Source organism: Legionella sp. km535 (assembly GCF_003990085.1).
Lineage (GTDB): Bacteria > Pseudomonadota > Gammaproteobacteria > Legionellales > Legionellaceae > Legionella > Legionella moravica.
In genome coordinates this window covers 21,239-46,489 of sequence record NZ_RZGU01000027.1, presented here as the reverse complement: position 1 = coordinate 46,489, position 25,251 = coordinate 21,239, and the positions used below count along the sequence as shown (strand labels likewise).

Sequence of the window (25,251 nt, the reverse complement as noted above, 5' to 3'; positions counted from 1 at the left end):
TGGATTTAACTTAACAACTGGAGTTTAAATGACAAATAGAAATAAAGAGCATGTTTATCAGGTTTATGATGATCTTATTGATTGGTTTGACAATGCTCGCACTAAAGATTTGAAAATGGAGAAATCCTATTTAAATTTAATTCAAAAGCATCTTTCACTTAACAGCAAAATTTTAGATGTTGGTTGTGGGACGGGAGAGCCTTTAGCACAGTTTTTAATTAATGCAGGTTATATAGTGACGGGTATTGATGCCAGTAAACGGATGATTGAGCGATGTAAACAAAGATTTCCAAAGGGAAAATGGCTGTTGGCGGATATGCGCACTTTAGATTTAAATGAACAATTTCATGCAGTAATTGCTTGGCATAGTTTTTTTCACTTATCCCATGATGATCAACGCAGGACATTAAAATTACTGGCGTCTTATGTCCATCAAAATGGTTTACTCATTTTTACATCGGGACCAGAATATGGAGAGGTTTGGAGTGACAATGGAGGACATGAGCTTTACCACGCATCGCTTTCAACTGAAGAATATCAACAACTCCTTATTGATAATAATTTTAAAGTATTAGTACATAAAATAAGAGATCCAGAATGCGGTGAAGCAACCGTTTGGGTTGCACAAAAAAGTTAGTGCGTTGTCGAGTTGAATCCGCCCCTGGATCCTTACCTTAAGTCTGATTATCAAAATAATCAGACTTAAGGTAATGGTATTTACTATCGAATCACTATCTGTCAGTTAAATAATGAATTTAATCTGAAGAAGCCATCGACATACTGAACATCGAACGACGAGCAACTTCCCCTGCTTCGAGGCCTTCTTGTATAGGAAAGCATCTCTGGTTTATTCCTTCTTTGAATAAGGTAACAGCAGGAGCGCGATGAACAAGGCCAATGGATTTATTTACTTTTGTTGGGTTAAACAATTGTTCTCCCTGTTTGTAGCAATAATCAGCTATTGCATGCCCATCCAGATCTGGCGCAAACTCATTTGTCTTAAAATCAACCACCATCATTTTCCGGTAGCTGTTTTCAGCAGAATAATTGCTTTTCGCTTTTTCACCATAAAACCCCCATTGAACGAGAAATTTATCAAAAGACCGCTCCCAGGAATCATGTAATCCGCGCCCTAAAACAGCGTCATCAACTGGATTGTTCTCTCGGCCTAAAAGAAAGTCGATAATTTGTTGAAACCAGGACCCTTGATGTTTTTTTCGATAGTCATTTCTATGAGCTTTTGGCGAAATGACGACTGAATAGTTTCTCTTATCTTTAGGCAGGCTAAAAAACGCTTTTCCTGTATCTAAATCCCAATTGGAACCCCAGGTTCCTAACTTGATAAATGGGAGACAAAGGGTTGAAAAAATTCGAGAAAAAATATTATTACCCAGCGCTCGGTTGAAATAATCCCGACCAACTTGCGCTGTAGATGCAAAGGTTCTTGATGCATATAATCCACCCAGTGTCTGTTTTTGCTTAGGATCATCCACTTTTGGCAATTGGTGAAAATGAGCGGCTACATGACTAGCAATACTTCCTCCTAAAGAAACTCCATGCAACACAATATTCGAATGGGACACTCCCTGAGCCAATAATGCCTGTACCTGAGCAATCCCTGAGTCTATAAGATCCTGGGCAATGTCCACCTGCCCTTCACTGTTTAAGATACCTGGATAATTAAATTGAATGGCAGTTACTGGAATCCCATCCTTACCGTAATGGAGAAGATCTTCTGCAACTTGTTGATAATCTTGTTGAAAGCTCCCACTGTTTCCGTTGAAATAAACAATGGTCAGATGATTTTTCTCATTTTCTGCAGTGACCTGTTCGTTGGAGGCAACAATGGTTTCAAGAGCAATCGTATTATTTCTTAGGGTCATTGAAACAGGTTTTTCACAAAACCGGATCGTTCCATTATGTGATTGATAGATAGGATTATACCCTTTCAGGGCTTTATACTGTTTGTGTTGAATCGTATCAATTTCAATAATACCCGGGGCTTTTTCACGATCAAAGCTGGGTTTTTTAGAGCCAGCAGGAAAAATCAAAGGGCCTAAGGTTTTACCCAATACTGAGGATGGGATGGTTTTATAGTGCTTATTTTCGCTGTTTGCTGAGTATGCAATAACATGACCAATTGCCCCACCGATTAACTGAGTGTCTAAAAGAAAAAAGCGCAACAGCCATTTTAATTTTGAGTCTGCGTTTTTAAAATCTTCCCAAACAGATGTTTTGGGAGCGCTCCTGGGTTTTAGCGTAGTAAATAAAGTGGCGATGAATGCATGTTCTTTTTGTAATGACTGCTCGGTTATCTCTTGTTTCTCGGAGGTAACTTTAGTACTGCTTTCGCTTTCATTGAGCTCAACATTTTCAAAATAAAAGCAGTTTTGTTCTCTGGACAGTTGTATTTCTTTATCAATTGTTTGGTCATTTTTTTCTTTACTGTATCGAATAACGATGGTGTCATTATATTGATAATGATCATATATCGCTTGAAATTCATTAAAAGTAAGTCTCATTATATTCCTTATCTATATTCAGGGACATTAATTAATATTGCTGTCCATTATAATGATTTATCCATCACATTTCTCGTAGGATTAACGCATTATTGATAGCAACACCCAGCATGAAGAATAAATAAACTATACTATTCCTGATAGAAAATTAATGGATGATTTTTCTTAGAGGAGTAAACATGATCAAACCAGGGATAAAGATTTCAAGCTTTGTTGTACTCGGTGACAGCTTATCGGACAGAGGGACTCTTAATAAGCGCTATGCGGCTGGTGTGCTGCCAATGCGAATAGTTAGCGGCCTTAGTAGTAAATCGCCGCGTGGACGATTCACAAATGGCTTTCTTTGGGGCGATTATGTTGCCGCCAGCACCGCTGAACAATTTGAAATCGATAGTATCAGAAACAAACTGAATCTAGATAAAAGCGCAACCAGCAATGCTGATATCAGTGATTATTTTATATCTTATAATCTGGGTCTTGGTAGTCATAAACTGTACGATTTTAGCTTGAAAAATGACAAACATGTTTTATTTCAAGGCGAACGATTTGCCAGATTCTATTGTGAAGGAGGTTTAACTTCTCATAACTATTCGTGTGAATTTACGTTTAATATTGTACTCTTGTTTACAAGACTATTAATGTCTCATCTGAATAGCAAGGTTAATCTGTTAATCCAGGATGATAAAGCACATAAAATATCCAGAGCTGAAAAATTAGAAACTATGGTAATTGAATGGTCTGGTGCCAATGATTTAATTACTGTTAATTCTGAACCAACCCATCGAGAAGTGGATAAGGCAATTGCTGATCGCATCGCCAATATGGAGAATTTAATTAAGCAAGGTTATCGAAATCTCGTCCTTTTTAATTTACCAGATCTTGGTTTAACACCACGATATCAGGCAAAAAGCAAAGCGCTGCGCAATAATGCGGCTGAATGCTCAGCCTATTTTAATGCTCAACTGGAATTAAAAGTCCAGAAGCTGAATAACAAATATCTTAAGAGTCATCCTAATCTTTACCTCTCTGTTTTTGATGTGAATGGTCTGTTCAAAGAGGTATACAATAACCCCAAGGCATATGATTTTGATGAAACTAAAATCAAAACCCCTTTTGTAACCTCTGATGAGTTTAAAAAAAAACAGAAAAATACTAAAGATAAGGCAAAACACACATCACCATCTGATGGTTTTATGTTTTGGGATGATGTGCATCCAACAGCGGATATGCATGCATGGTTGGCAGAAAAATTCAACGAAAAATACCGCAAAATTTTTAATTTTGTTCCTTCGGCTAAAAAAGCCAAATTGGAAAGTAAAGAGACATGGGATACCTTGGAAAAGATAAATTATATTACCAATCCTAAACCATTATCAAAACTACCAGAAGATACCGTTACAATGTTGCATAGCCTTTATGCCTACGCACAAAAGATGTGTAATTCCAAGAGTCCATTGCGTGTTAAAAGAGGTCAGTTGTTGGAGCAATTTGTATTTGATGTCAAACTGCAAAGAGGTAATCTTGATGATATTTATCGGTACATCAAGCAATTTACCCGAGATGCTGAAAACATGGAATTGTTATCCGCCCACAAAAATAGTGTTTATGATTTCTTTGCCTCTAAAAAAACTACCGAATCCGTGGATAGAATTATGTCCATAAAAAGTAATATTAAAAAACATATGAACGGAGCTCTAAACAATGCAATACCTTAGACAATGGTATGGGCTAATGAATTGTTAATAGCAGCTCTTGCGTATGTGAGTGAATTGCTCATCATGATGAGCGTTCACTCACGTTTTTTCGTAAATACTTATGAATATTAATCGTAATTATGGTTGATTTATTTATGTTCTATTAGTTCTTTAACAACAGTGCCAACTCTTTAAAGTCCTCTGCGATCATATCCGCATTAGCCAGTTGATTCCTACTGAGTGTTGTCAACAATCCAGCAACCAGCATCCCACTTTCTTTAGCAGCAGCAACACCATGTTCCGAATCTTCTATAACAAGGCAATTTTCTGGTTTTACTTGTAGACGATGAGCTGCTAGTAAATATCCTTCTGGAGATGGCTTACCCAAAATTACGTCTTCACAACTGACTATAGTGTTAAAATAAGAGGCAAGTTGACCATAGTGAATCTTTTCCAGGATTTTTAGTATTGAATGGCGATTAGATCCACTGCAGATGCCAATTTTTTCATACTGTTGTGCTACTCGATCTAAAAACCAATCCAGATGCGGAATCATGGGTAATTGTTCACTTTTTTCGATGAGCTCGTTGTAAGCAGAGACCTTTAGTTCTATCCATTGATTGATTTGTGATTTGGAAGAGTCAAAACCTTTATCATTCAGAATCTTGGGAAATACAGTGATGTCGCTTAATCCCAGGTAATGGGTTCTATATTCTTCATAATCAAGACGGATGCCTATTTGATTTAATACATGGGATAGTGCCTCAAAATGCATGGGCTCACTATTGAGTATTACTCCATCAAAATCAAAAATTATCGTATTAATCACTTTATTACCTCTGTTCATAGGATTTATTAAATACAATCATCTAGGGTCTGTTGACAATTCAAGTTTCGACGTCCTGCGACTTGTTCGCGGGATCCAATTCACTCTTTATAGACGCAATATATTCATGTTTTGCGCAAGATCTATCGATTCCGCGAACAAGTCGCGGAAAGTAGACTTGAAAATAATGAAATGTCAACAGCCCCTAATAATGTTCCTTTCACTCACTTGTCTCTTTGGTAAAAAGGATAATTCATTATATTTTAGACAACTATTGCCTACATTTCCTGAACAATTTGCTTATTGAAAAACGGATTTCAATCCTATATTGTGCATTGTTGATTATAAGGTTCTGATAATCTTGAATTTAAAATAAGGGAGTATTCATGAAAGAAAGTAAATCAAAAGTATTCAATTTAAGTGATTATAAAATTCTTGATTATTTAATAAACCATGTGGAACTGGAAATCGATATATCCAAAGATCCTGTGCAAACAAAAGCATCAATTACTGTAATCCCTAATCCTCAGGTGGAAGCTCATTCGGATCATTTGATTCTGGATGGAGAAAATATGAAATTAACTTCAATTGCTCTCAATGGAAACCCACTTGATGAAACGCAATTTGAGGTAATGGAACATTCACTAATAGTCAAAAACGTGCCACGAAGTGTACCATTTATCCTGACTACCACTACACTTCTTGGTGAAAATACTGATTTATTTGGCTTGTATAAAACTGAGGGTACAGTACTCGTAAAGGCGGAAACAGAAGGTTTGCGACGTTTACTGTATTGCAATGACAGGCCCGATAACTTAGCAACATACAAAACGACAATAATTGCACATGAGCAGGATTATCCTGTCTTATTATGTAATGGAAAAGCAGTGGGTCGAGCCGAATTACCTGATGGTCTTCATTCAGTAACCTGGATGGATGAAGTACCAAAACCCAGTTATTTATTCGCTATGGTTGCAGGTAAGTTGCACCGTTCAGAAACCCATTTTACAACTCGATCAGGCCGAGTTTTGCCTATTGTATTTTATGTCCCGCCTGAGGCAACAAAACAATGTGCTTTTGCCAAAGAAGTTCTTGCTGCAGCAATGGCTTGGGATGAAAGAACCTATAACCTCGAATGCGATCTGCACCAACACATGGTTGCTGGAGTGGATAAATACGCCTCTGGTGCATCAGAACCAACAGGCCTGAATTTATTTAATACAGCCAATTTATTCGCCAGCCCAGAAAGTACCACTGACCTAGGGATATTGAGAGTTCTTGAAGTCGTAGCACATGAATTTTTTCATTATTGGTCTGGGGATCGGGTAACGATTAGAGATTGGTTTAACTTGCCTTTTAAGGAAGGTCTGACTACCTTTAGAGCAGCCATGTTTCGTGAAGATTTGCTAGGTACTGATTTGGTGAGGCTTCTAGATGGGAAAAACCTCGATCCACGTGCACCGAGACAAAGCACGTATACTGAAGTGAGAAGTTTGTATACTGCCGCGGCATATGAGAAAAGTGCTGATATATTTCGTATGATGATGCTGACTCTGGGTAAGGATGTGTTTTATAGCGGAATGACCGAGTTTCTGAAGACTCATGACGGCAAAGCCGTGACCCTTGAAAATATGCTGGAGTCGTTAACACATACCAGTGGTGTCGATGTTCACCACTTTTTATCCTGGTTTACGGAACCGGGTATTCCTGCATTAAATGTTACGGATGAATACAATCCAGATACAAAAACCTATACTTTAAAAGTAAAAACCACGGATGGGAAGTCAAGACCCATACCTTTGATTATGGGATTATTAGACCGTTCAGGGAACGAAATTAAAGGTGATACTTTGTTAATGATTGATCAGCCTGAAATGGAATTTACATTGACCGAGATTGAAACCCGCCCTGTCCCTTCTTTATTACGCAGTTTTTCTGCTCCGGTTAACTTGAATTATCCCTATTCTCAAGATGAATTAGTACTACTCATGCAGCACGATACCAATATTTATAACCGCAGTGAAGCAGCAAAATTAGCTGTCACTCAGATGGTGAAAGATTATTGTTCTGGCAAATCACTCAATTGTACTCCAGCATTTTTTGATAGCTTTCGTTCGGTACTAACCGATCATTCGCTTAATGAATGGTTACAGGCAGAATTGTTGATTTTACCATCGGAAGAGGAATTGGCTCTCGAATTTGCTAAACCCGATTTTGAAAAAATTGCAGAAGCGCGGCAATTAATTCAGAACGCTCTTGCTCAGGAATTAAAGTCTGATTTATTTAAACTTTATAATGACCTGCAATTACGAGAACCGTTAAAATCCCCTCAATTTAGTATTTTTGACATTAAAGATGCAGGAGTACGACGTCTAAAAGAAGTTTGTACTTCTTATTTTCAATATACCGATTCAGTGCAAACTGAACACTATTTGATGTTGCAATTTAAAGATGCTTTACATGTTAATATGACTGACACTTATTCGGCACTGAAGCAGTTGTGTGAGATGAACTCCAGTAAAGTCGATGGTCTGTTGAATGATTATTATCAGCACTGGAAAAACGATGCAACTGCAGTGAATTATTGGTTTACAATTCAAGCATCAACTCATTCACCTAGTGTTGTTCAAAGAGTAGAAGAGTTGACTCACCACCCTGCTTTTGATTTATCGAATCCCAACAAAGTCTATGCATTGTTGCGCTCATTTATTAAAAATCCCTATGGATTTCATGCGAAGTCAGGCCTAGGTTATCAACTTATCGCGGATAACATCCTGCTTTTAGATAAAATAAACCCTACTCTGGCAGCAAATTTGACAGAAAGTTTTGTGAACTGGGAACAATTTGATGTGTCACGTCAACATATGATGTTACTGAATTTAAAGAGAATCAATAGTGATGCGGTATCTGATGATGTGAGAAACGCAGCAAAAAAGGGGTTAGATAAATATAAGGAGAAACCGCCTTTGCCTATTCATTTAACTTTTCTGGGCAGTTCTTCTCATAGTGAATCATCGCAAATGGCTAATGAAGAAGTTAATCCGGCATATAATTAATTTAAATTGATTCTGAGGTGGATCCCGCGGTCAAAGCCGCGGGAATTCGGCAGAATTATAAATCAGCTCAATCACTCGAATTTCCGCGGCTATAACTGCGGGAGAATAGGGGTTGTAGATACCGCGGTCTTTGCCGCGGGATTTCGGTAGAATTATAAATCAGCTCAATCACTCCAATGAGGTTGCTAGACTTATTGAGGACTGGTGGTTGGCGTAGTAGATCCCGTTGGTTCTTCCTTCACATTACCAGAACATTCTGCAGCAATAGCATCAATCGATTGTTCGTATTCTTTATCAGTAATTGTTTCTGATTTTTTTATCAGTTCCATGAGTTTAGGTTGAGCGCATCCGCAATAAGAGGTGGTAAACTTTTTATCGTCATCGCTTTGTTTTGGGTAGATTAAGCTCCACCTATCCTGACAATATTCAGTGAAATCACTTGCTTTTGCATCTGAAAGACCGATTTCTTCTTCTAAAGAATCCATAGCATCATGAAGCAAGGTTCGAGACAAACAAATTTGAATGGCTTGATTGATTTCTTCTTCAGTACTCATAGGTTGCGTGGATGCACAAGCACAATATTTTTCACCAAAATTTTTATAATCTACTTTATCAGTACCCTGCTTGCCTTTATTCATCCAGGAATTGATACAAACGGATTGAAAGGAGCTATCTGGTTGAACAGAGTTGTCGGAATAAGCGGATATTGAGCACAGCCCAACAGTAGCAACAACCAACATTCGTTTTAATGAAAAAGCTCTCATTCTATGTCACTCCATTGATTAGATTCGATTAAAGTAGGTTAGAACTTACGAACTTGTCCAGTGGGAAATAAACTGGATTATTTCGTAAGTTCCATTTTATGGTAAATAGCATAACCCATGTCCCATAAGTTAGCTACTGAATGAAAAGGTCAACTCCCAATTAACTTCCTTTCGTAGGTGATATTGTTGGAAGATTATGATTCACTTCTTCTTTCGCTTTCTCTATAAATGTTTGGCCTTTGGATTGCCAAAACTTAGGTGAATTACCGGTCACTGCTGATACTATAGCTAAAGCGGCCAGGCCGGGTAATACTCCCGTCAAAACGATGCCGATTACAGCTGCTGTATTAGCAATATATCTTTGCCATTTAGGATCTTTATGCTTTTTAATGTCCTCATTGGCTTCGTTTAGTTTAGTATAGAATCCAATGACTTTATCACTAGGTTTTATTACCCTGTCATCATTAAGGTGTTCATATAATGCGCTGACACTATCAAATTTTTTCTTCAATATAGAGCTGGATTCATTTTCAGGCCATACATCTATTCGTCGTATGTCTTCAATTAACGATGGTATGCTTACATTCGTAACAACAAGCTCATGATTAACGCTCTGCTTCACCTCTTTAGCGAGATGGATAAGGTATTCTTGCGTTAATGGTATAAGCTTGCTTCTTACCAGAATTTGGCATTGCAACTCAGTATCATTATTTAATACGTCTTTAAGACTCTGATTTTCATCGGCTAATGCTCGGTGCTCGTTTAAGGCGATTTTATTAGATTGCTGCAAAAGTGCTGATTTTCGTTGATTTTCAGCTGCCAGTCTTGCTATACCCGTTCCTAGTGCTAATTTCTGACCTTTTAGCGAAGCCAGACTTTCTTCAAGTCGTGCTTTATCATCAGTCAGAGTTGAAATAACAGCTTCGAGTTCTGATTTCTCACCTTTTACAGCAGCCAGACTTTCTTCAAGTCGTGCATTATCCGAAGTCAGACTTGAAACATTTGCCTTAAGTACTTGATTTTCTCGACCCAAACTGGCGTTTTGTTGTTCGAGCAGTCGTTTTGCTGACTCGAGCGCTAAAGTGCCTTTTTGCTGTTCTTCATTTTGCCTTTCTAATGTTCTCAGTTGTAATTGAAGCTCAGAAATTGTTGTGTTACGTCGGGCCAGTTCCATTTCTACATGATTTACAGCACCTAGACCAATCGCAAGTCCTTCAATTTGTTTGTATAATGCATCATTGTTGGCAAACAAAGGTTTAATGTCTCGAAGCAAATCTAAATTATGATCGACTATATATTCAGCAACTAATCGAATTAAATGATCTCGCTGTTCTTCGAGCTCATTATTCCACTTAGTGTAATCGAGTTCATCATTAAATGCTTTAAAATCAGGTAATTTGACTCTAAAATGCTCGAGTCGGTGATGCGCACTAATTACTTCAGCCATCAGGTTTTCGGTGTCATAATCAATACTGTCATCAAGTGCTTCATTCATCACCCCATTGACCCATTGCAGTGAGTTATTCGTTAACTCTGTACTGTGTTCTGACGTCAATTGCTCAGCAAACTCTCTATACGAAATCAGTTCTTGATCAATAAACTCTCTAATTGCTTGAGGATTTGGATTTCGTTCACTTAGTTGCTGCATATCGTCCAAAGTTCGTCGAATTTTGATGTCTAATTGATATTCATTACTATTATGTCCATCAGATAGCTGATTTAAATTCGTACTGATCTCCTGAAGTTTATCTTGTAACACATTAAAAAATGTATTTTCCTTCAGCTTGATTGAAATATTTTTATAGTCTTCTGCTAGTGATTCTCGTTTTGAAGTCAGAGTTGATTGAAGACTCGTATTTAATACTTCATTAATTTTTTGTGCCACTTCATTGCCAGGATCTCTTGCAAGATTTCTAAACTCTACAAAGGCGCTCTGAACAGCATAGTACAGTGATTCTCTTTCTTCTGGATTGGTCAATTGATCCTGAAGGTAGGGTCTTCTGACTTCTTCGATTAACATTTTTAAGCCATCAAGCATCAACGCAAAACCCTCTTTTGTCTCGATTGTAGCAGCCAATGTATCCAGTCTCACAGAGTCAGTAATGTTTGCAAGCGCAGCCGGTCGATCTTTCAAATCCTTCAGGGCTTTTGTGTGTCGGCATAAATTAACAAAACGTTGAACCGATCCATTTATTGTTTCGCTTAAAGGCGCATTATTTCTTAGTCCTAACTCATGAGTTAGATGAATACGCGCATGCTCATAGTTTAAAAAGCGTCCGCCGGGAACTACGGGTACTACTGATTCAAGATAAGTATCATTATGGGCTTGATAATGAACAATACGTTGATCGAGTACATTCCAGATGCGTCTGATAAATGCTTGCTCCTGGCCCAGCACGGCATAGGATGTTTGATTAAATCGACGATAGGCTTCCCTGTTAGTGATAATTTGGTCATACAAATGGTGGTATAACGCTTGAACCCGATTATTAAAATCTGGTGAATATTCAGTCCCATCAAATAGCGGGGATATCAACTCTGCAAAGGGATCATCAGGATTATTTCCTGGATGAAGTGTTACATCATGTCTTTTTAGAAATTCAATGATTTTAATCAAGACGAGCTCTTGTACGTGATCAGTAGAACCATCTGGATTAATTTTTCTTTGTTGGTCACTCAGGTTACCAGAACCTGTGCCATGGTGGCCTGGCAAACTAACGAGCTTGAATTGAGTGTCCGGAGAGTCGCATTTAGGCACAATGGCTTTAAAACATCGAGTTCTTTCATTCTCGTAGGTATATTGTTCGTATTCACTAACTATCTTTGGGACTCTGTAGAACCGGGGATCTCTCCAGGCAAGGCTTGAAGCATGAGTGACAACCATATAGTTACCACCAGGGACTGGGTCAATATTGAGTATGGATAATTTTACCTTTCCAATATGGGATGCAACTTGATCGAGGTTGATTGCTTCTAAAGCTTCTCGATGAATTCCACTCATTGCTGTTCGGGTATATTTGCATACACTGTTGGTTAATTGTCTTCTGTCATAGTTAGGATCTGATAAAAGAGATTGAATGCGTTCCAGTTCATGAGCAACAAGAATTGCCTCAACTGCTCCCCGGCTATGAGCTATGATGCTGATATTTTCTTCACCGCGACTAATCGCTTCCAATATTGCTTGTACACCTCGCGCAATTCGATCCCCTACTTCTTGCCCTAAAGTAGTTGGGCCGTTTACCACAGTGACATTTGAGTTCCTGAATTGTGTGCATTCGTCTACAGCTTGGGGACTTCCTTGAATCATGGTAGAAATGTAACTTAATGTTTCTGCCTTGTCGTATGCATTCTCAAGTCTGCCTGGGGTATATGCAGTATCGGTACCCAATAATGTTAAAGTAAAAGTCATTGCACTCTCGAATTCTTTTTTATGTTCTTTTAGTATATTATATGATCATTAAGGCAACATTAAATAACTACACCTCAAAACCATACCCAGTTTAAGTTTTATAACTAACTCTCATTGTCAGATTTAATTTCCGGAGCATGTTCTCCCAGCCTGTTAGTAACCAGTCGAGCCATATAAGGCCAGGATTCACCATTGCCATAGAGTCTCTGTTTTTTGTGAACTACTGCAGCTTCTGTAAATGGAAGGTCAAAGGAAGGTTTATGAGTATATTCAGTATTCTTTCCGAGCATGAATAAAAAATAATCTGGATTGTCAGTAACATGTTCGACTAATAAAACTTGCCATAGCGTGTGCAAATCATTAACTTTGGACATAGTAGCTCTACAATTCTGGAGCCAACTCGAAAATATTCCTTCAGCAATCAGTTCAATGCAGCAAAAACACAGGAGTAACTTGCGCTATGTAAACTATGATTTATTGATGCAATTCTATATTTTAAAAATCCATTTGATTTTCGAAACGGAACATAGGTTAAAAATAGAACACACTCTATGCTTTTTTTGTTAGACTGTCAATAAGGCTTATAGGCATCCATGTACATTCTGATGCAATGGGGAGTGGCTAATCGGCATGATATATTCGCTGCGTTATACATACGGTTTTTCCATCATCGCGCTTCACTTCCGAGCGCTCTTAATTGTGATGCTACACTACGGAGAGTTTTTAAAATGAAATCATATTGAATCTTTTGTGATCTCCAAGTAAAATAATTCAACACCAATCAATTTCATCCGCCTATCTAAATGAAAAACCCAACAAGTTCTCTAAGCAAACTATCAATTTTTTCTTCTGCCTCACTACAGAAAACAAAGTTAAATACTAATGTAGCGACCCCTTCTTTAACAGCTGTTGCTACAAATCTTGGAGTAAGTTCAATTACATCAATGGCGAGCATAGAGCCCATTTCTCTTTCAGTGTACCTGGGGTGTATCATCCTGGGAATAGCTTATTTACCAGGGTTTACTTCAGGCTTATTATTAGGCTCAATATGCACTTTGGCCATCGGTTCTCTTTCTCAAATCATTCAATTTATTGACCCTTTATATGTGCGAAATAGTCACTATTATCGTTATGTACTTGATAATCCTTTAACCGTAACAATAACAGCCCCTCTGATAGAAGAGCTTATTTTTCGTGGGTTGCTATTAACATTAGCTTTAATTGCAGTTACAACTTTATTCCCTATAACTACGACAATAATGTTCTGGGAAACAGGTATATCACTTGCAGCAGCGATCGCAATAAGTGCAGTAGCCATGGTGTTCGGTCTGATCCATCTTGGTAATGAGCATGAGGCAGTATATCGTCAAGCGTTTATAGCGACTCTTTCAGGAATAGCATTCGGAGTTATGGCACTTCAATTCGGACTAGGAACTGCTATTGGAGCGCACGTCATCAATAATTCAATCGTATACACCATTGCCTATTTGTCAGACTTAGGTTTTCTCAAACCTTCGTTGGATTTGTCAGTTCACTCTGAAGAGTCTGACACTTCTGAATTAAGCTTCGCTATCTAGCATCTATTTAATATGTTAGGGAGGCATTCGAGCACCTTAATCGAAGCACCTCCCAAAGAAATTTGAACTATTAATAACTTAAATTAGCGGTATAGTTATTGGGGTGTTTACTCAACACCATAGAATTCTAACCTACTGACGTTTATGACCTCACATTAATTGACGTACGTAGGTTAATGGCTTGCAATGTGACGTATGAATAAATACACACTCAACAGAGCTTTTAATAAAAACACAATTGCGATGGATTAATCGTGGAACAATTTAATGCAGCTTTGAAATGAGCTTATTTTTCAATGAATTCACTACTCTATACACAAGGTTATCCACAGAAATTGTGGATAACCTAAACTGAATAGATTACAGAAGATGGCCTTATAGCCCATATAAATAGAGGGTTGTGGAATTAGTGAATATAAATAGGGATTATGGACAGTTAAAAATGATTAAAATTATCCACAGATAAAAACGTGTGAGTAAACACAATGCGGGGCATATATTATATCAAATTTATTATTAAATTACAGTCATTTTTTAATTTTTAATGTTTATTAGGCAACGTCCCTAAAGTTTTTTTAGCTTTCCCGGACCGAATCTAAACACGGATTTTTCAGATTATTTCGATCTGCCCCCTCTCCAGCGCTAGGAATGAGTTGATTCAAAAGCAAGTTAGAATAATTGCTATTAAGCAAAGTCTGGATATTAACCACCATGACATGTCGTCAAATTCATGATTACTTTGTTTTCATTATTTTCTGAGCTTGAGCGAGATTTAATTAGCTTAAGAACCAAGGAAGCTCTTGCAAATAAAAAGGCGCAAGGTATTCAATTAAGAAAACCTAAGGGTAGAATACAAAAAAGTAAATTTGATAAAGACCAAGAGAGAATCAAAGAATTATTAACATTAGGTTTGTCAGTTAGAAAAATCGCCAACCTACTGGGTTTTAGTAATCATATTGGACTAAACACCTATGTTAAAAAGCGGAATTTACGTTTGCCAAGAAACATTAATATTGGTGCTACTATTTAACGAATGGGGTTCTGGAACAATAATGCCTACTATGTTAAATATTAGAGGATATCGATTTTTTTTCTAGAGCTTGGAAGGAAATGAGCCACCACATATTCATATCGAACATAGAGAATTATTTTTGGAGAAATGGCATGAATACTTTGGCAATTAAATTTGATGATCATGCAGTTGATGTTAGTTTTACTAAAACCCCATTGCATTTTGTGTTAGCTGATGGTCGGGATATTTCAGCCCCATTAGAATGGTTTCCAAGACTACGAGATGCAATTGACGTTGAGCGAAAAGAATGGCGCTTTATTGGTAATGGCCTTGGGGTCCATTGGTCTAAAATCGATGAGGATATTTCAGTCGGGTCTCTAATGCGTGGTCATGACCAATTTCGAAATCAGTTCTTTTTTTCAGTGTCTAGATTGCCTCTCAGTTACGGCAATCCCTATGAGAAATAATTATGAAAAAGAATTACTTATGGACTCAATTGAAATCACGCCTTCTATTAATAAACAGCTCACCTGGCACACATTTTAATTGGTTGTTTCTTCCTGGGGGACCAGGATTAGGCTCCGAATCATTAACTCCGCTGACAAAATTATTAAATTTACCAGGAAGCACTTGGAGTTTGGATTTACCTGGAGATGGTTCTAATGTGACAAATGATGACAGCGAATTTTTCTCTCATTGGTCGGAAGCCTTAGAGGAGGCAGTGAGCACCCTGGAAAATGTTATTTTGGTCGCACATTCCACTGGTGGCATGTATGCGCTATCGACTCCTTCATTAGAAAAAATGCTGACAGGACTGGTTTTGATGGATTCAGCTCCTAGTGCAAAATGGCAAGAGTTATTTATGAATTATGTTAAACGTAACCCCATACCTGAACTCGATAATTTACATAAAATTTATGCTAAAAATCCAAACAATGACATATTAAAGAAAATGACCCTTTTGTCTACCCCATACCTTTTTACTGAATCAGGCTTACAAAAGGACATTTCCTTTCTTGAATCTTTGCCTTACAACTTTAAGACCTGTGAATGGTCAGCGCAGCATTTTGATTCAACTTATGAAGCAAACTGGATCCCTAAAAATATACCTACATTAATATTATCTGGTGAAAAAGATAGGATTACTCCATTAAGCTTATTTGAAAATCACAATGACTTTCAAAACTCAAAAATTCTAATCCGTTCCATTAAAAATGCTGGGCATTTTCCTTGGATAGAAAACCCCGAGCAAGTTGTCTCGGTTTTTGAGGAGTATTGTAAAAAATTGATAACGACAACCAAGAACTAAATATGGCAACATGTTTAATGAAGTTAAACGACATAAACTGATTTAAAACCATCCGGAAATTTCGACGGTTCCGGTCTAGAACCCCTTAATGCGCTCAATTTTTCAAATAGAGCAAAATACAACACATCTGGACATGGGATGGAATAATTTTAGCAAAAGGCCAAATGATGAATTGCAACTCGCATTAAGTCACTTGAATAGTCAAATAAAATTGGTCACTTTACGAGGAAACAGTTTAGGAAAAAAATCAGGAGAAGATGAAGCGCTTGTTTTCTTAGCATTAAAGTATGCTACTCATGTAGACTTAAGTTTTAACGACCTAAATATTCAAAAAAGGCTAGATATTGGATTAAAAGGTTTTGCCTCAACTCAAGTAACTTCATTAGGTTTTGCCGAGCACATTACACTGTTCGGTAAATCCCATTCTGACGCAATGGCAGCATGATAAAAATGTGAAAAATCCCTAAATTAATAGGTAAACTAATCCAGCTTTATGACCAATTCGCTGCAGGAAAATCTTAGTTCTTTAAATGAGAAGGATGAGATTATTGCTGCAAAACGATTTTATTAAGCATATTGAAGGTAAACCGTTTGGCTAATAAAGCTGTGCAAGAAAATGAAGCAACTCAAAAAACTACCAGTTCGATTGATTTTTGGCGTGTGGGGTGTATATTTATTGGCCATTTAAACTGGGAAGAGCACGATGAAAGATAAAATTGAATTTTCTATAGAAAGGCAGATCACTTTTTTTTTTTGAAATCAAAAACCCAGATATTTTAATCAGCCTACTTTAAATAATGTCCATCAATTTTTATGTGATAATAAAGGAAAGATCGAATTTAAAAAAAATGAATCAGGCTTTATAAGAACGACCCTGCCCTCTTGGGTGTTACACGCGGACCAAAATATTGCTCCGTTAACAGAGGGGGATGAATTATTGGTATTACGATTCACAACATAATTGTGGTTTGGGGGATGAATCCATTCATGATCATCCTCGAACATTTCAGTCTTATATTGTCGCTGGTGGTTATGAACATGAAATATATCAGTCTGCGACCAGTCTCAGCGAAAAAATTAAATACAATATATGTGAGCTAATGGGATTACAGTATCTCACCAACCGCTATAATGGTATTACAGCGGGTATGAGTGTGGACTTCAGTACGAGAAATTTTCAATTTGCTATTGATAAAACAAGCAAGGAGATCTCTTTTGTAGGTAGTGTCTTGCTCAAAAAAACTAGCGTTGAAACTACTAAACAGGGTGATATAGTTAATATTGATACGAACTTAATTCATCGTGTAAGTAAATATCATACTGTAGAATCTCAAAAAACACTAAGTCTTAATGTAGTAAGAAATAGTGGTAAGTTCACCACAAATATATTTTTACCCGATAAAAAAAGAGCCTCGGTTAAAACAGAACGCGAAAACGTTAGCTCTGAAGAAGCTTTGCAAGCGACGGAAGAATTACTCCAATTATTTTCTTCTTCTAGGAACTAATATAATTTGGTCGAAAAGAGTCAAACAATTTAATATTCGTTACTATAGAGTGGCATTAAGAAATGAGAGCGAACCGTTTCAATGATTCAGCTAATCACTTCGAGTTCACTCTAAAAACTGTGTGTGCAAGCTTCCTCGCACACCGTTCAAACCATTTCAAAATCAAAATGTAACGTCTTCTATTGGTTAATGGGCACTCTAATGTATTATATACAACCTCTTTCATCTATATGGTTAATTTTAAGCAGCAGGAGAAGTTGGTTATGAAGAGAAAGTTTGATGAGTCTGGGCAAGAGCAACTAAAAAAAAAACACAAGAGAGCAGGAAAAAATAGTTCAGAGACCGATGCTAATTCTGAATGTAATACCAATACGGGGCATGATTTAGTTCAACGAGGAATGGCTTATCGACAAGAGGGGCAATTCAAATTGGCTCTGGATGACTTCAATGCGGCGTTGGAAAGGAATCCTCATGATGACATCGCATTAACTCATCGAGGCATGACTTATATTTTGCAAGGGCAATTAGACTTAGCATTATCTGATTTAAGTGCGGCATTGCAGGTTAACGTGAATAATGGATTCGCTTTAGCCCATCGTGGGGCAATTTATGGCCAACAGAAACAATATGAATTAGCACTACAGGATTTTAATGCTTCCTTGCAAATTATTCCATCTGCCTTTGCTTTTGCTCGAAGAGCTGAAGTTTACCGCCTTCAAGGGCTATTAGGATTTGCTTTACAAGATTTTAATGCGGCATTGCGCATTGATCCGAATAATATCTATGCCTTAGCGCATAGAGGAGTGCTTTATCACATCCAGGGGCAATTAGAATTGGCCCTACAAGATTTCAATGCAGCGTTGCATTTTGATTCTGATAATGAGTATGCTTTAGCGCATCGAGGTGAATTTTACCGTCTTCAGGGCAAATTAGAATTGGCACTACAAGACTTTAATGCAGCGTTGCACATTAATTCTATGGATATGTTTACTCTGATTCGTCGTGGCCAGATTTATATCACACAGGGGCACTTAAGGTGTGCATTACAGGATTTTAATACGGTATTACAAATGAAACCTGATTATGGTTTTGCTTTATCCCTGCGCGGTGTGGTTTATTTTTTACTGGCACACCTGGGCTTGGCTCTGGCAGACTATAATGCGGCATTGCAAATTAATTCTACGGATGTCTTTACATTAATCAAACGTGGTGAGCTTTATATCAAACAGGAACGTTTTGACATAGCCTTAAAAGATTTCAATGCGGTTTTGGCAAAGTATCCTAACAATAACGTTGCCTTAATGAATCGGGGTGAGATCTACCGTTTACAAGGTCAATATGAGTTAGCACTAAAGGATTTTAATCGGGTGGAACAATTAAAACCAGACAATCGAGCCAATTTAGAATTTAAAAAACAGCTTTATGTTGATCAGGAAAATGATATAGAGGTTGTTAAATATGAATGTATGTTAGTGGAAAAGATACCTTACTCTCATGGAAATGGTACCTTCCCTACTCTTGGGGCGCTTGCTAAAATATGTTTTTTCAAAGCGGTAATCAAAGCAGAGGATCAGGACAATCATCTTAATAATAAAGAGTATCAAGTTGTATATGCTAATAACAATATCAATAAAGATACATTAGAATCGGTTAGGAGCATTTTATATCCATAGCCTCAATATTCTCGAGGCACTATATTTACATTATTCGCCTCAAGCATTGAGCAAAATATAGACTTCATGATAAGATGCCAGTCAATATCGCACTTCTTCATTAATAAAGAAGTTTGATAAGGCAGCTTATCTTCTCCTAAGGAGCATTGGAGGACTGGACATTTCCTAGTTTTAATCAATAAACGGGTTTGTTGCTGAGGTAGAGAAGAAATGATTAGTCTAAGGACTGTCTTTGAGCTTTAGTTCGGTAAAAATAACCTGTATTTATCTGTTTTCTCCTTCTCATTGTATTACTTACAACCTCTTTTATACACAGGTTTATTCTTAAGCAACAGGGGCAGTCATGTTATGAAGAGAAAGTTTGATGGTTCTGAATTGAGTATTCATGAGGCGCAACGAAAAAGAGAACAAAGAACAGAAGAAAAAAACATTTCAAAGACGGATTCAAGTTCTGAATTTAATTCTAATGCAGGTGTTGATTTAGTTCAACGAGGCATGGCTTATCGAAAAGAGAGACTATTCAATTTAGCATTGGAAGACTTCAATGCAGTGTTGCAAATTAATCCCGGAAATGGATTCGTTTTGGCTCGTCGTGGCGAAGTTCATCGTTTATTGGAGGATTTGGATTCGGCCTTACAAGATTTTAATGCTGCATTGCAAATTAATCCTTATGATGAGTTTTCTTTAATTCAACGTGGAGTGATTTATGGTCTACGTGGAGATTTGCAATCAGCCATAAATGAATTCAGCACCACCTTAGAAATTAATCCTGATAATGGTATTGCTCTATCGTACCGTGGTGATGTTTATCGTATTCTGAAACAATATGAATTAGCACTACAGGATTTTAATGCGGCCTTGGAAAATATTCCCGGTAATAGTGATTTTTACGCTTGTCGCGGAGAGGTGCATTATATGATGGGGAATTGGGATTTGGCCCTACAAGATTTCGATAAAGTGTTGTGTGTTTATCCTCAGTCAGTTGTTTTTTTGGCTTATCGCGCCGATATTTTTTATCAGCAGGACAAATTGGAGTTGGCACTGGCAGATTACAATAAGGCATTGTTACTTCGTCCCCAAGATTGTGATTCATTATCTCGTCGCGGAGAGATTCATATGATAAATGGTCAATTAGATTTGGCTCTGGCTGACATCGATGCGGCATTGAAAATTAACCCCGATAATGAGTTTGCATTAAGCAACCGGGGCGAAATTTATACAACAAAAGGACAGCTGGATTTGGCTCTGTCGGACTTCAATGCGGTATTGAAAATTAACCCTTATAATGATCTTGCATTAAGTAATCGAGGTGAAATTTATGCAACAAAAGAGCAACTGGATTTGGCTCTGTCGGACTTCAATGCGGTATTGAAAATTAATCCCAATGATGAACTTGTATTAAGTAACCGTGGCAAAATTTTTCTGAAACAAGGACAGCTGGATTTGGCTCTGGCGGATTTCAATGCAGCATTACAGCTAAATCCGCATAATGACTTTGCTTTAATTGAACGCGGAGATATTTATGGTTCACAAGGGCAATATGAGTTGGCATTAGCAGATCTTAACCTGGCATTGAACATTAGTTTAAATAATCCGTTCGCTTTATATTGTCGAGGGTGCGTTTATTATCATTGTGGCGACATAGGCCGAGCTTTAGCAGATTTTGATACAGCACTGCAAATCAATCCTCAAGATGATGGTATTTTAATTCAACGAGGTCGGATTTATTTTTTGCAGCAACAGTTTGATAATGCATTGGATGATTTTACGGCAGCATTGCAAATTACCCCTAATGATATCTCGGCTTTAATGTTGCGAGCAGATGTTTATAAGGTACTGAAACGATTTGATTTAGCTCTTATTGACTTAGCGGATGTAATACAAATTAAACCTAATCACGTTGCTGCTTTAGGTCTTCGTGGCTCGGTTTACTCCGAGTTAGGCGAGTTTGCTCTGGCTCTAGCTGATTTTTCTGCGGCGTTGGAACTTTTCCCTGGTGACAATATTGTCTTAGTCGAACGTGGTCGAGTTTTTCGGGCACAATGGCAACTGGAATCAGCATTAAAAGATTACGATGCTGCCCTGCAGATTTATCCTGAAGATAGTGTTGCTTTAACTGAACGTGGTGAGATTTATAGCAAACAAGGACAATTTGAATTAGCACTAAAGGATTACAACACAGCGTTAAGGATTAATCCTGATTATGCCTATGCCAAGGCTCTGTGTGGTGAGGTTTATAGACGACAAGGGAAATTAAATTTGGCCTTGGCGAATTTCAATGCTGTATTGAGCAGTACTCCTGATGATTATTTTGCATTAACTAACCGAGGAAAAGTCTATTGCCAACAGGGAGATTGGAATCGGGCATTGATGGATTTTAATGCGACATTAGAACGTAATCCAGATAATGACGAGGCTTTAACATATCGCGGCGAGGTCTATCGTGTGCGAGGTGAATATGAATTAGCACTACAAGATTTTAATCGGGCAGAAGAATTACAACCACGGAATCGAACAAATTTGGAATTTAAAAGACAGCTTTATCTTGATCAAGGAAATAATATAGTAGCAGCTCAGCTGGAATTTCAGTTGGCTAAAAGAACTCCTTATTCCTATGGAAATGGTTCATTTCCTACCCTTACCTCTCTTGCAAAATTAGGCTTTTTTAAGGCGCTTCAAGAATCTCACGAGTTAAAAGAACAAATTCAAGAGGAAGAGTATCAGCAAAGAATGGTTGATAATCATATTAATGAAGAGCTATTGGAATCGATCGATGTAATTTTTAATCTATAATTGGCCTGGTATGTACGTCGAACCTATTTTGTGACAACTTTGTTCCCACTTTATTTTTGTAGTTGTCATTCATGATGATTTCAATTAATTAATGGCTGATAGCAGTTATATTTGATGTATAAAGTTCCGCCGCTGTTATTTATGGGAACTTTTAATAGGATAAACATGAGTGACAACAAAATCAGTCCGAAAAACACCAATGCTTTAACTTATAATCAGCCAGATTTATTGATAAAGGATATCTGTGCTCTTATGTGCTTGGTGAAATGACATCCGAAATCGGGTATCCAGATTTTTTTACCCGCTCTTCACCATTAACGTCATCCCTTTTTTGCGCAGCTCCGCATGGATGCACTCCCAGTCCGGCAGAACACGCCCGGTTGAACTGGCTTTTGAAGGTAAAAATAAGCGCTCATACAGTTCCTGCTCACCCAGAGAAAGTGCCTCGGCTAAGGTTAATCCCGCTACACGTGCACGATATAGGTAGTTGGATACAGTTCCTGAACTGAATCCTGTGCCAAAGCCTGCGCAGTCTCAATCGCTGTAAGCAGCGTCTCATGCAGGTATTACAGGAAAGGCGTCTGCGCTTGTCCGGTAAAAAAACGCGTATCGGATCCATGTGATAGGGGCTTCCATTTTTTAGGCATCCAATATCCAAAGACCTTTGGATAACACCACAATAACACAGGCTGTTATAAACGTTTCTAATACAGAGCAAGCTGGTCAAAACCAATCCAAACCCGGGGTGGAGACAATTTAGCAACCCGAAAAGCAGCCTCTTTTGCAAACACACATTGTTCCTCATGCAAGAACATTGCGCAAAGCGCGCGAGAAACTAAATGAATGGTCAAAGATGGGGTTTCTCCCCGACGAATCATCAGTTACTTGCATCGATGGTGTCTGTGGTCGGTTAGAACAGCAGCGCACTGGTTGTACCAGGACTTGCTTTTATGGTTTTTGGACTCATGCTGGGACGGGCATGTGGCGGCTTACGCCGCCGGGCTTCTTCATCGACATGGTACCCAATCGGTCACATTTGATAAACTTGAGGTTGATTATCAACCGTCATTTGTTCCTCAAGTAGCGATTTGAGCTCGATAAAATCATTTGTTCTTACTTTACATAATGCCTTCATGGCATCCAATTCGTGCCACGCACCCCCGCGCCCCTCCGCAAAGCCCATGCAGAGCGGGCGTGCCCTATGTATAGCAAAATCAACCGACAACTTAGAATCAGCATTAAACCAATTTTCATCTTTTTTAGTAGTGCAATTATAGAATTGTTGTGATGACTTCGGCTGTGAGGTAAACTTCGGCACAGGATAATAAGGTTCATCAGAGCAATACTGATAGACAACATGCATAGGAAAGAGATTTTGTGCACCACCGACACCCTCTCTCCATTGTTTATCAATGGCATCCCAATTCTTAGTCCCCGGTGCGTTTACCGAGTCCTTATTTGTTTGCAGCTCTTTGATGATGGTATTATTGAAATCAAAATGCTTTTCAGTGATTGTTTGTCCATTCAGCTTATAAGTGACTCCGCCGGTGTTCACTTTATTGTATTGAGCCATCAATTGTGCGAATACCTTTCTGCCTTCTTCATTCTGAGGGATGCACGCAATCATTGCTGCCCACATATGTTTATCCAGGGCCCACAGAGCATATTCAAAGCCACTTATGTTCTCAAATTCTCGCCCAGAACAATCCGTAACGACGCCCCTTTTAAAAATTAAACTTATGTCCTTTTTTAACATCGCTTTAACCGCATCATATTCCCCGCGTGTCACATGATGCAATAATTTACGAACATCAATCCGGGGTTGAAACAATTTCAAATGAGATTTTGATGCCATAGAAAGATTTACTAACTCACGATTTGATAAATTTTGAGCAGTTTCAATTTTAAGTTCCTCTGGTGAGTCATTAAAATTCTCGAATTTGGATTGCATATTTTCGCCTTATTTCTTTTCATTCAGATTAATTTATGAAAATATTATACCTGAACAAGATGGAAACAAAAAGAGCGGTATGAGTTTAATATATACATATACCCCCCCCTATTTCTAATACACTCTCACATTAATGCGAGGTTACACCCTATTCGCCTATTAGTACTTGTCTCTTGATTTTAAATCCAAGTCTATTCGCTCGAAGATAGTACAATAGATGCCTCTCTGCATCAGTATTATTTTTCCTTAAATCACGGGCTCGTTGTCTTAACACAGATTGTTCCATTCCCTCTCCCCATCCCTCATCCCGCGAAAAAAAATCATCTCAAATTCCTAGCGCGGGAGAGAGGGCAGATCGAAATAATCTGAAAAATCCGTGCTCAGATTCGGTCTGGGAAAGCTAAAAAAACTTTAGGGACGTTGCCTGGATTTTGGTGATAATGTTCATCTGTCTTGGCTTGTTCCTGTGTCTTGATCTCAGCTCAGACTATATCTGCGTGTTGTGTGATTTCAGGATTCAAAAGTAATGTATTTACCACGCCCTAAGTTGGAATTCTTTCCACCCATCCATGAACATTAAAATAGATTGATTATCATTAACTACTAAGAGTTTTTCTAAGAAGAATAGCATCTTCAACCCCATTCTCATCTTTATAATAATCTTTCTTGATTTCCACTTCTTCAAAACCTACTGATTGATACAGGTGTAAAGCATTATAATTACTTGGTCTGACCTCAAGAATTACTTGTTTTGTCTCTGTAAATTTGGATAAGGAATAAAGGACCGTTTGCAGTAGTTTTCGCCCTAATCCTTTTGACTGAAGGGGTTTTGCTATACAAAAATTTAAAATATGACAACAGTTATTACTAATTCGGGAAATGATATATCCACCAAGAACCGGATTATCCCCATTGTTTATTTCAAGTACGCGACAATCATAACCTACCAAAACACAGTCTCTTAATATATCCTTACTCCATGGAGCAATATGAACATTAGTTTCTATAGAATAAACATTGTCTATATCAGATTCTTTCATACGACGAATGTTAAGTATCATTCGATGCTCCCGATATTTTGTAGCAATACATACAGAGTATTTATGACGAATCACTATATTTCAAATAAGTCAGAACAAATATATTCGCGAATTATTCAA

The 25,251-nt window shown here is 37.8% G+C and carries 20 protein-coding genes; 12 read left to right on the top strand and 8 right to left on the bottom strand.

Annotated elements, in window-relative coordinates; translation table 11 throughout:
* Positions 1–28: 28 nt before the first annotated feature.
* On the top strand, positions 29–637 hold the full coding sequence (locus ELY21_RS13820; RefSeq protein WP_127110389.1) for a class I SAM-dependent methyltransferase: 609 nt from the start codon (positions 29–31) through the stop codon (positions 635–637).
* A gap of 118 nt (positions 638–755) precedes the next feature.
* On the opposite strand, the gene ELY21_RS13815 is transcribed toward ELY21_RS13820, so the two are convergent.
* Positions 756–2,522, bottom strand: coding sequence for a S9 family peptidase (locus tag ELY21_RS13815; RefSeq protein ID WP_127110387.1), 1,767 nt, complete (start codon positions 2,520–2,522; stop codon positions 756–758).
* Between the two features lie 179 nt (positions 2,523–2,701).
* Between ELY21_RS13815 and ELY21_RS13810 the strand changes: the two genes are divergently transcribed.
* Entirely contained in the window at positions 2,702–4,237 is a 1,536-nt protein-coding gene (locus ELY21_RS13810) for an SGNH/GDSL hydrolase family protein (protein WP_158618569.1), read from the top strand.
* Between the two features lie 142 nt (positions 4,238–4,379).
* Here ELY21_RS13810 and ELY21_RS13805 read toward each other — a convergent pair whose 3' ends face one another.
* Complete coding sequence (locus ELY21_RS13805) at positions 4,380–5,045, bottom strand: HAD family phosphatase (protein WP_199741722.1); 666 nt, start codon at positions 5,043–5,045, stop codon at positions 4,380–4,382.
* 383 nt (positions 5,046–5,428) lie between these two features.
* Between ELY21_RS13805 and pepN the strand changes: the two genes are divergently transcribed.
* Positions 5,429–8,098 (top strand): aminopeptidase N, encoded by a 2,670-nt coding sequence (pepN, locus tag ELY21_RS13800; protein WP_127110381.1) that lies wholly within the window; start codon positions 5,429–5,431, stop codon positions 8,096–8,098.
* Between the two features lie 191 nt (positions 8,099–8,289).
* Here the strand turns inward: pepN and ELY21_RS13795 are convergent, their stop codons facing one another.
* The 3 genes from ELY21_RS13795 to ELY21_RS13785 form a co-directional block, all read right to left on the bottom strand.
* Complete coding sequence (locus ELY21_RS13795) at positions 8,290–8,862, bottom strand: hypothetical protein (RefSeq protein ID WP_127110379.1); 573 nt, start codon at positions 8,860–8,862, stop codon at positions 8,290–8,292.
* A 160-nt stretch (positions 8,863–9,022) separates the two neighbouring features.
* Entirely contained in the window at positions 9,023–12,271 is a 3,249-nt protein-coding gene (locus ELY21_RS13790) for a hypothetical protein (protein WP_127110377.1), read from the bottom strand.
* A 104-nt stretch (positions 12,272–12,375) separates the two neighbouring features.
* Positions 12,376–12,645, bottom strand: coding sequence for a hypothetical protein (locus ELY21_RS13785; RefSeq protein ID WP_127110375.1), 270 nt, complete (start codon positions 12,643–12,645; stop codon positions 12,376–12,378).
* A gap of 429 nt (positions 12,646–13,074) precedes the next feature.
* On the opposite strand from ELY21_RS13785, the gene ELY21_RS13780 reads away from it, so the two are divergent.
* From ELY21_RS13780 to ELY21_RS13745, 9 genes are all read left to right on the top strand, one after another.
* Positions 13,075–13,848 carry a CPBP family intramembrane glutamic endopeptidase gene (locus tag ELY21_RS13780; protein WP_127110373.1) on the top strand — a complete coding sequence of 258 codons (774 nt, stop codon included), beginning with the start codon at positions 13,075–13,077 and terminating at the stop codon, positions 13,846–13,848.
* A gap of 730 nt (positions 13,849–14,578) precedes the next feature.
* The gene (locus ELY21_RS13775; protein WP_233588721.1) at positions 14,579–14,878 is read left to right on the top strand and encodes a hypothetical protein; all 300 of its coding nucleotides are present in this window, start codon (positions 14,579–14,581) and stop codon (positions 14,876–14,878) included.
* Between the two features lie 134 nt (positions 14,879–15,012).
* The gene (locus tag ELY21_RS13770) at positions 15,013–15,327 is read left to right on the top strand and encodes a DUF2442 domain-containing protein (protein ID WP_127110371.1); all 315 of its coding nucleotides are present in this window, start codon (positions 15,013–15,015) and stop codon (positions 15,325–15,327) included.
* Between the two features lie 2 nt (positions 15,328–15,329).
* Entirely contained in the window at positions 15,330–16,169 is an 840-nt protein-coding gene (locus ELY21_RS13765; protein WP_127110369.1) for an alpha/beta fold hydrolase, read from the top strand.
* An 88-nt stretch (positions 16,170–16,257) separates the two neighbouring features.
* Positions 16,258–16,614, top strand: a complete 357-nt coding sequence (locus ELY21_RS13760; RefSeq protein ID WP_127110367.1) for a hypothetical protein — start codon at positions 16,258–16,260, stop codon at positions 16,612–16,614.
* A 146-nt stretch (positions 16,615–16,760) separates the two neighbouring features.
* On the top strand, positions 16,761–16,883 hold the full coding sequence (locus tag ELY21_RS15945; protein ID WP_255411192.1) for a hypothetical protein: 123 nt from the start codon (positions 16,761–16,763) through the stop codon (positions 16,881–16,883).
* 215 nt (positions 16,884–17,098) lie between these two features.
* Positions 17,099–17,674, top strand: a complete 576-nt coding sequence (locus ELY21_RS13755; RefSeq protein ID WP_127110365.1) for a hypothetical protein — start codon at positions 17,099–17,101, stop codon at positions 17,672–17,674.
* A 263-nt stretch (positions 17,675–17,937) separates the two neighbouring features.
* Positions 17,938–19,347, top strand: coding sequence for a tetratricopeptide repeat protein (locus ELY21_RS13750; protein WP_158618568.1), 1,410 nt, complete (start codon positions 17,938–17,940; stop codon positions 19,345–19,347).
* A 348-nt stretch (positions 19,348–19,695) separates the two neighbouring features.
* A complete protein-coding gene (locus ELY21_RS13745) occupies positions 19,696–22,140 on the top strand; it encodes a tetratricopeptide repeat protein (protein ID WP_127110361.1) in 2,445 nt (814 codons plus the stop codon).
* Between the two features lie 1,030 nt (positions 22,141–23,170).
* Here ELY21_RS13745 and ELY21_RS13730 read toward each other — a convergent pair.
* The 3 genes from ELY21_RS13730 to rimI form a co-directional block, all read right to left on the bottom strand.
* Positions 23,171–24,091, bottom strand: a complete 921-nt coding sequence (locus ELY21_RS13730) for an F-box protein (protein WP_127110359.1) — start codon at positions 24,089–24,091, stop codon at positions 23,171–23,173.
* A gap of 148 nt (positions 24,092–24,239) precedes the next feature.
* Positions 24,240–24,377 carry a DUF559 domain-containing protein gene (locus ELY21_RS13725; protein WP_233588720.1) on the bottom strand — a complete coding sequence of 46 codons (138 nt, stop codon included), beginning with the start codon at positions 24,375–24,377 and terminating at the stop codon, positions 24,240–24,242.
* A 310-nt stretch (positions 24,378–24,687) separates the two neighbouring features.
* On the bottom strand, positions 24,688–25,152 hold the full coding sequence (gene rimI, locus ELY21_RS13720) for a ribosomal protein S18-alanine N-acetyltransferase (RefSeq protein WP_127110357.1): 465 nt from the start codon (positions 25,150–25,152) through the stop codon (positions 24,688–24,690).
* Between the last annotated feature and the right edge of the window lie 99 nt (positions 25,153–25,251).

Excerpts from the sequence above, each read along its gene's own strand:
- rimI (WP_127110357.1), bottom strand. The coding sequence starts at position 25,152 with ATGATACTTAACATTCGTCGTATGAAAGAATCTGATATAGACAATGTT.
- ELY21_RS13750 (WP_158618568.1), top strand. The coding sequence starts at position 17,938 with ATGAAGAGAAAGTTTGATGAGTCTGGGCAAGAGCAACTAAAAAAAAAA.
- ELY21_RS13785 (WP_127110375.1), bottom strand. The coding sequence starts at position 12,645 with ATGTCCAAAGTTAATGATTTGCACACGCTATGGCAAGTTTTATTAGTC.
- ELY21_RS13765 (WP_127110369.1), top strand. The coding sequence starts at position 15,330 with ATGAAAAAGAATTACTTATGGACTCAATTGAAATCACGCCTTCTATTA.
- ELY21_RS13820 (WP_127110389.1), top strand. The coding sequence starts at position 29 with ATGACAAATAGAAATAAAGAGCATGTTTATCAGGTTTATGATGATCTT.
- ELY21_RS13815 (WP_127110387.1), bottom strand. The coding sequence starts at position 2,522 with ATGAGACTTACTTTTAATGAATTTCAAGCGATATATGATCATTATCAA.
- ELY21_RS13790 (WP_127110377.1), bottom strand. The coding sequence starts at position 12,271 with ATGACTTTTACTTTAACATTATTGGGTACCGATACTGCATATACCCCA.
- ELY21_RS13755 (WP_127110365.1), top strand. The coding sequence starts at position 17,099 with ATGAATTATTGGTATTACGATTCACAACATAATTGTGGTTTGGGGGAT.
- ELY21_RS13810 (WP_158618569.1), top strand. The coding sequence starts at position 2,702 with ATGATCAAACCAGGGATAAAGATTTCAAGCTTTGTTGTACTCGGTGAC.
- ELY21_RS13760 (WP_127110367.1), top strand. The coding sequence starts at position 16,258 with ATGCGCTCAATTTTTCAAATAGAGCAAAATACAACACATCTGGACATG.
- ELY21_RS13775 (WP_233588721.1), top strand. The coding sequence starts at position 14,579 with ATGATTACTTTGTTTTCATTATTTTCTGAGCTTGAGCGAGATTTAATT.
- pepN (WP_127110381.1), top strand. The coding sequence starts at position 5,429 with ATGAAAGAAAGTAAATCAAAAGTATTCAATTTAAGTGATTATAAAATT.
- ELY21_RS13780 (WP_127110373.1), top strand. The coding sequence starts at position 13,075 with ATGAAAAACCCAACAAGTTCTCTAAGCAAACTATCAATTTTTTCTTCT.
- ELY21_RS13795 (WP_127110379.1), bottom strand. The coding sequence starts at position 8,862 with ATGAGAGCTTTTTCATTAAAACGAATGTTGGTTGTTGCTACTGTTGGG.
- ELY21_RS13745 (WP_127110361.1), top strand. The coding sequence starts at position 19,696 with ATGAAGAGAAAGTTTGATGGTTCTGAATTGAGTATTCATGAGGCGCAA.
- ELY21_RS13725 (WP_233588720.1), bottom strand. The coding sequence starts at position 24,377 with ATGGAACAATCTGTGTTAAGACAACGAGCCCGTGATTTAAGGAAAAAT.
- ELY21_RS13730 (WP_127110359.1), bottom strand. The coding sequence starts at position 24,091 with ATGCAATCCAAATTCGAGAATTTTAATGACTCACCAGAGGAACTTAAA.
- ELY21_RS13770 (WP_127110371.1), top strand. The coding sequence starts at position 15,013 with ATGAATACTTTGGCAATTAAATTTGATGATCATGCAGTTGATGTTAGT.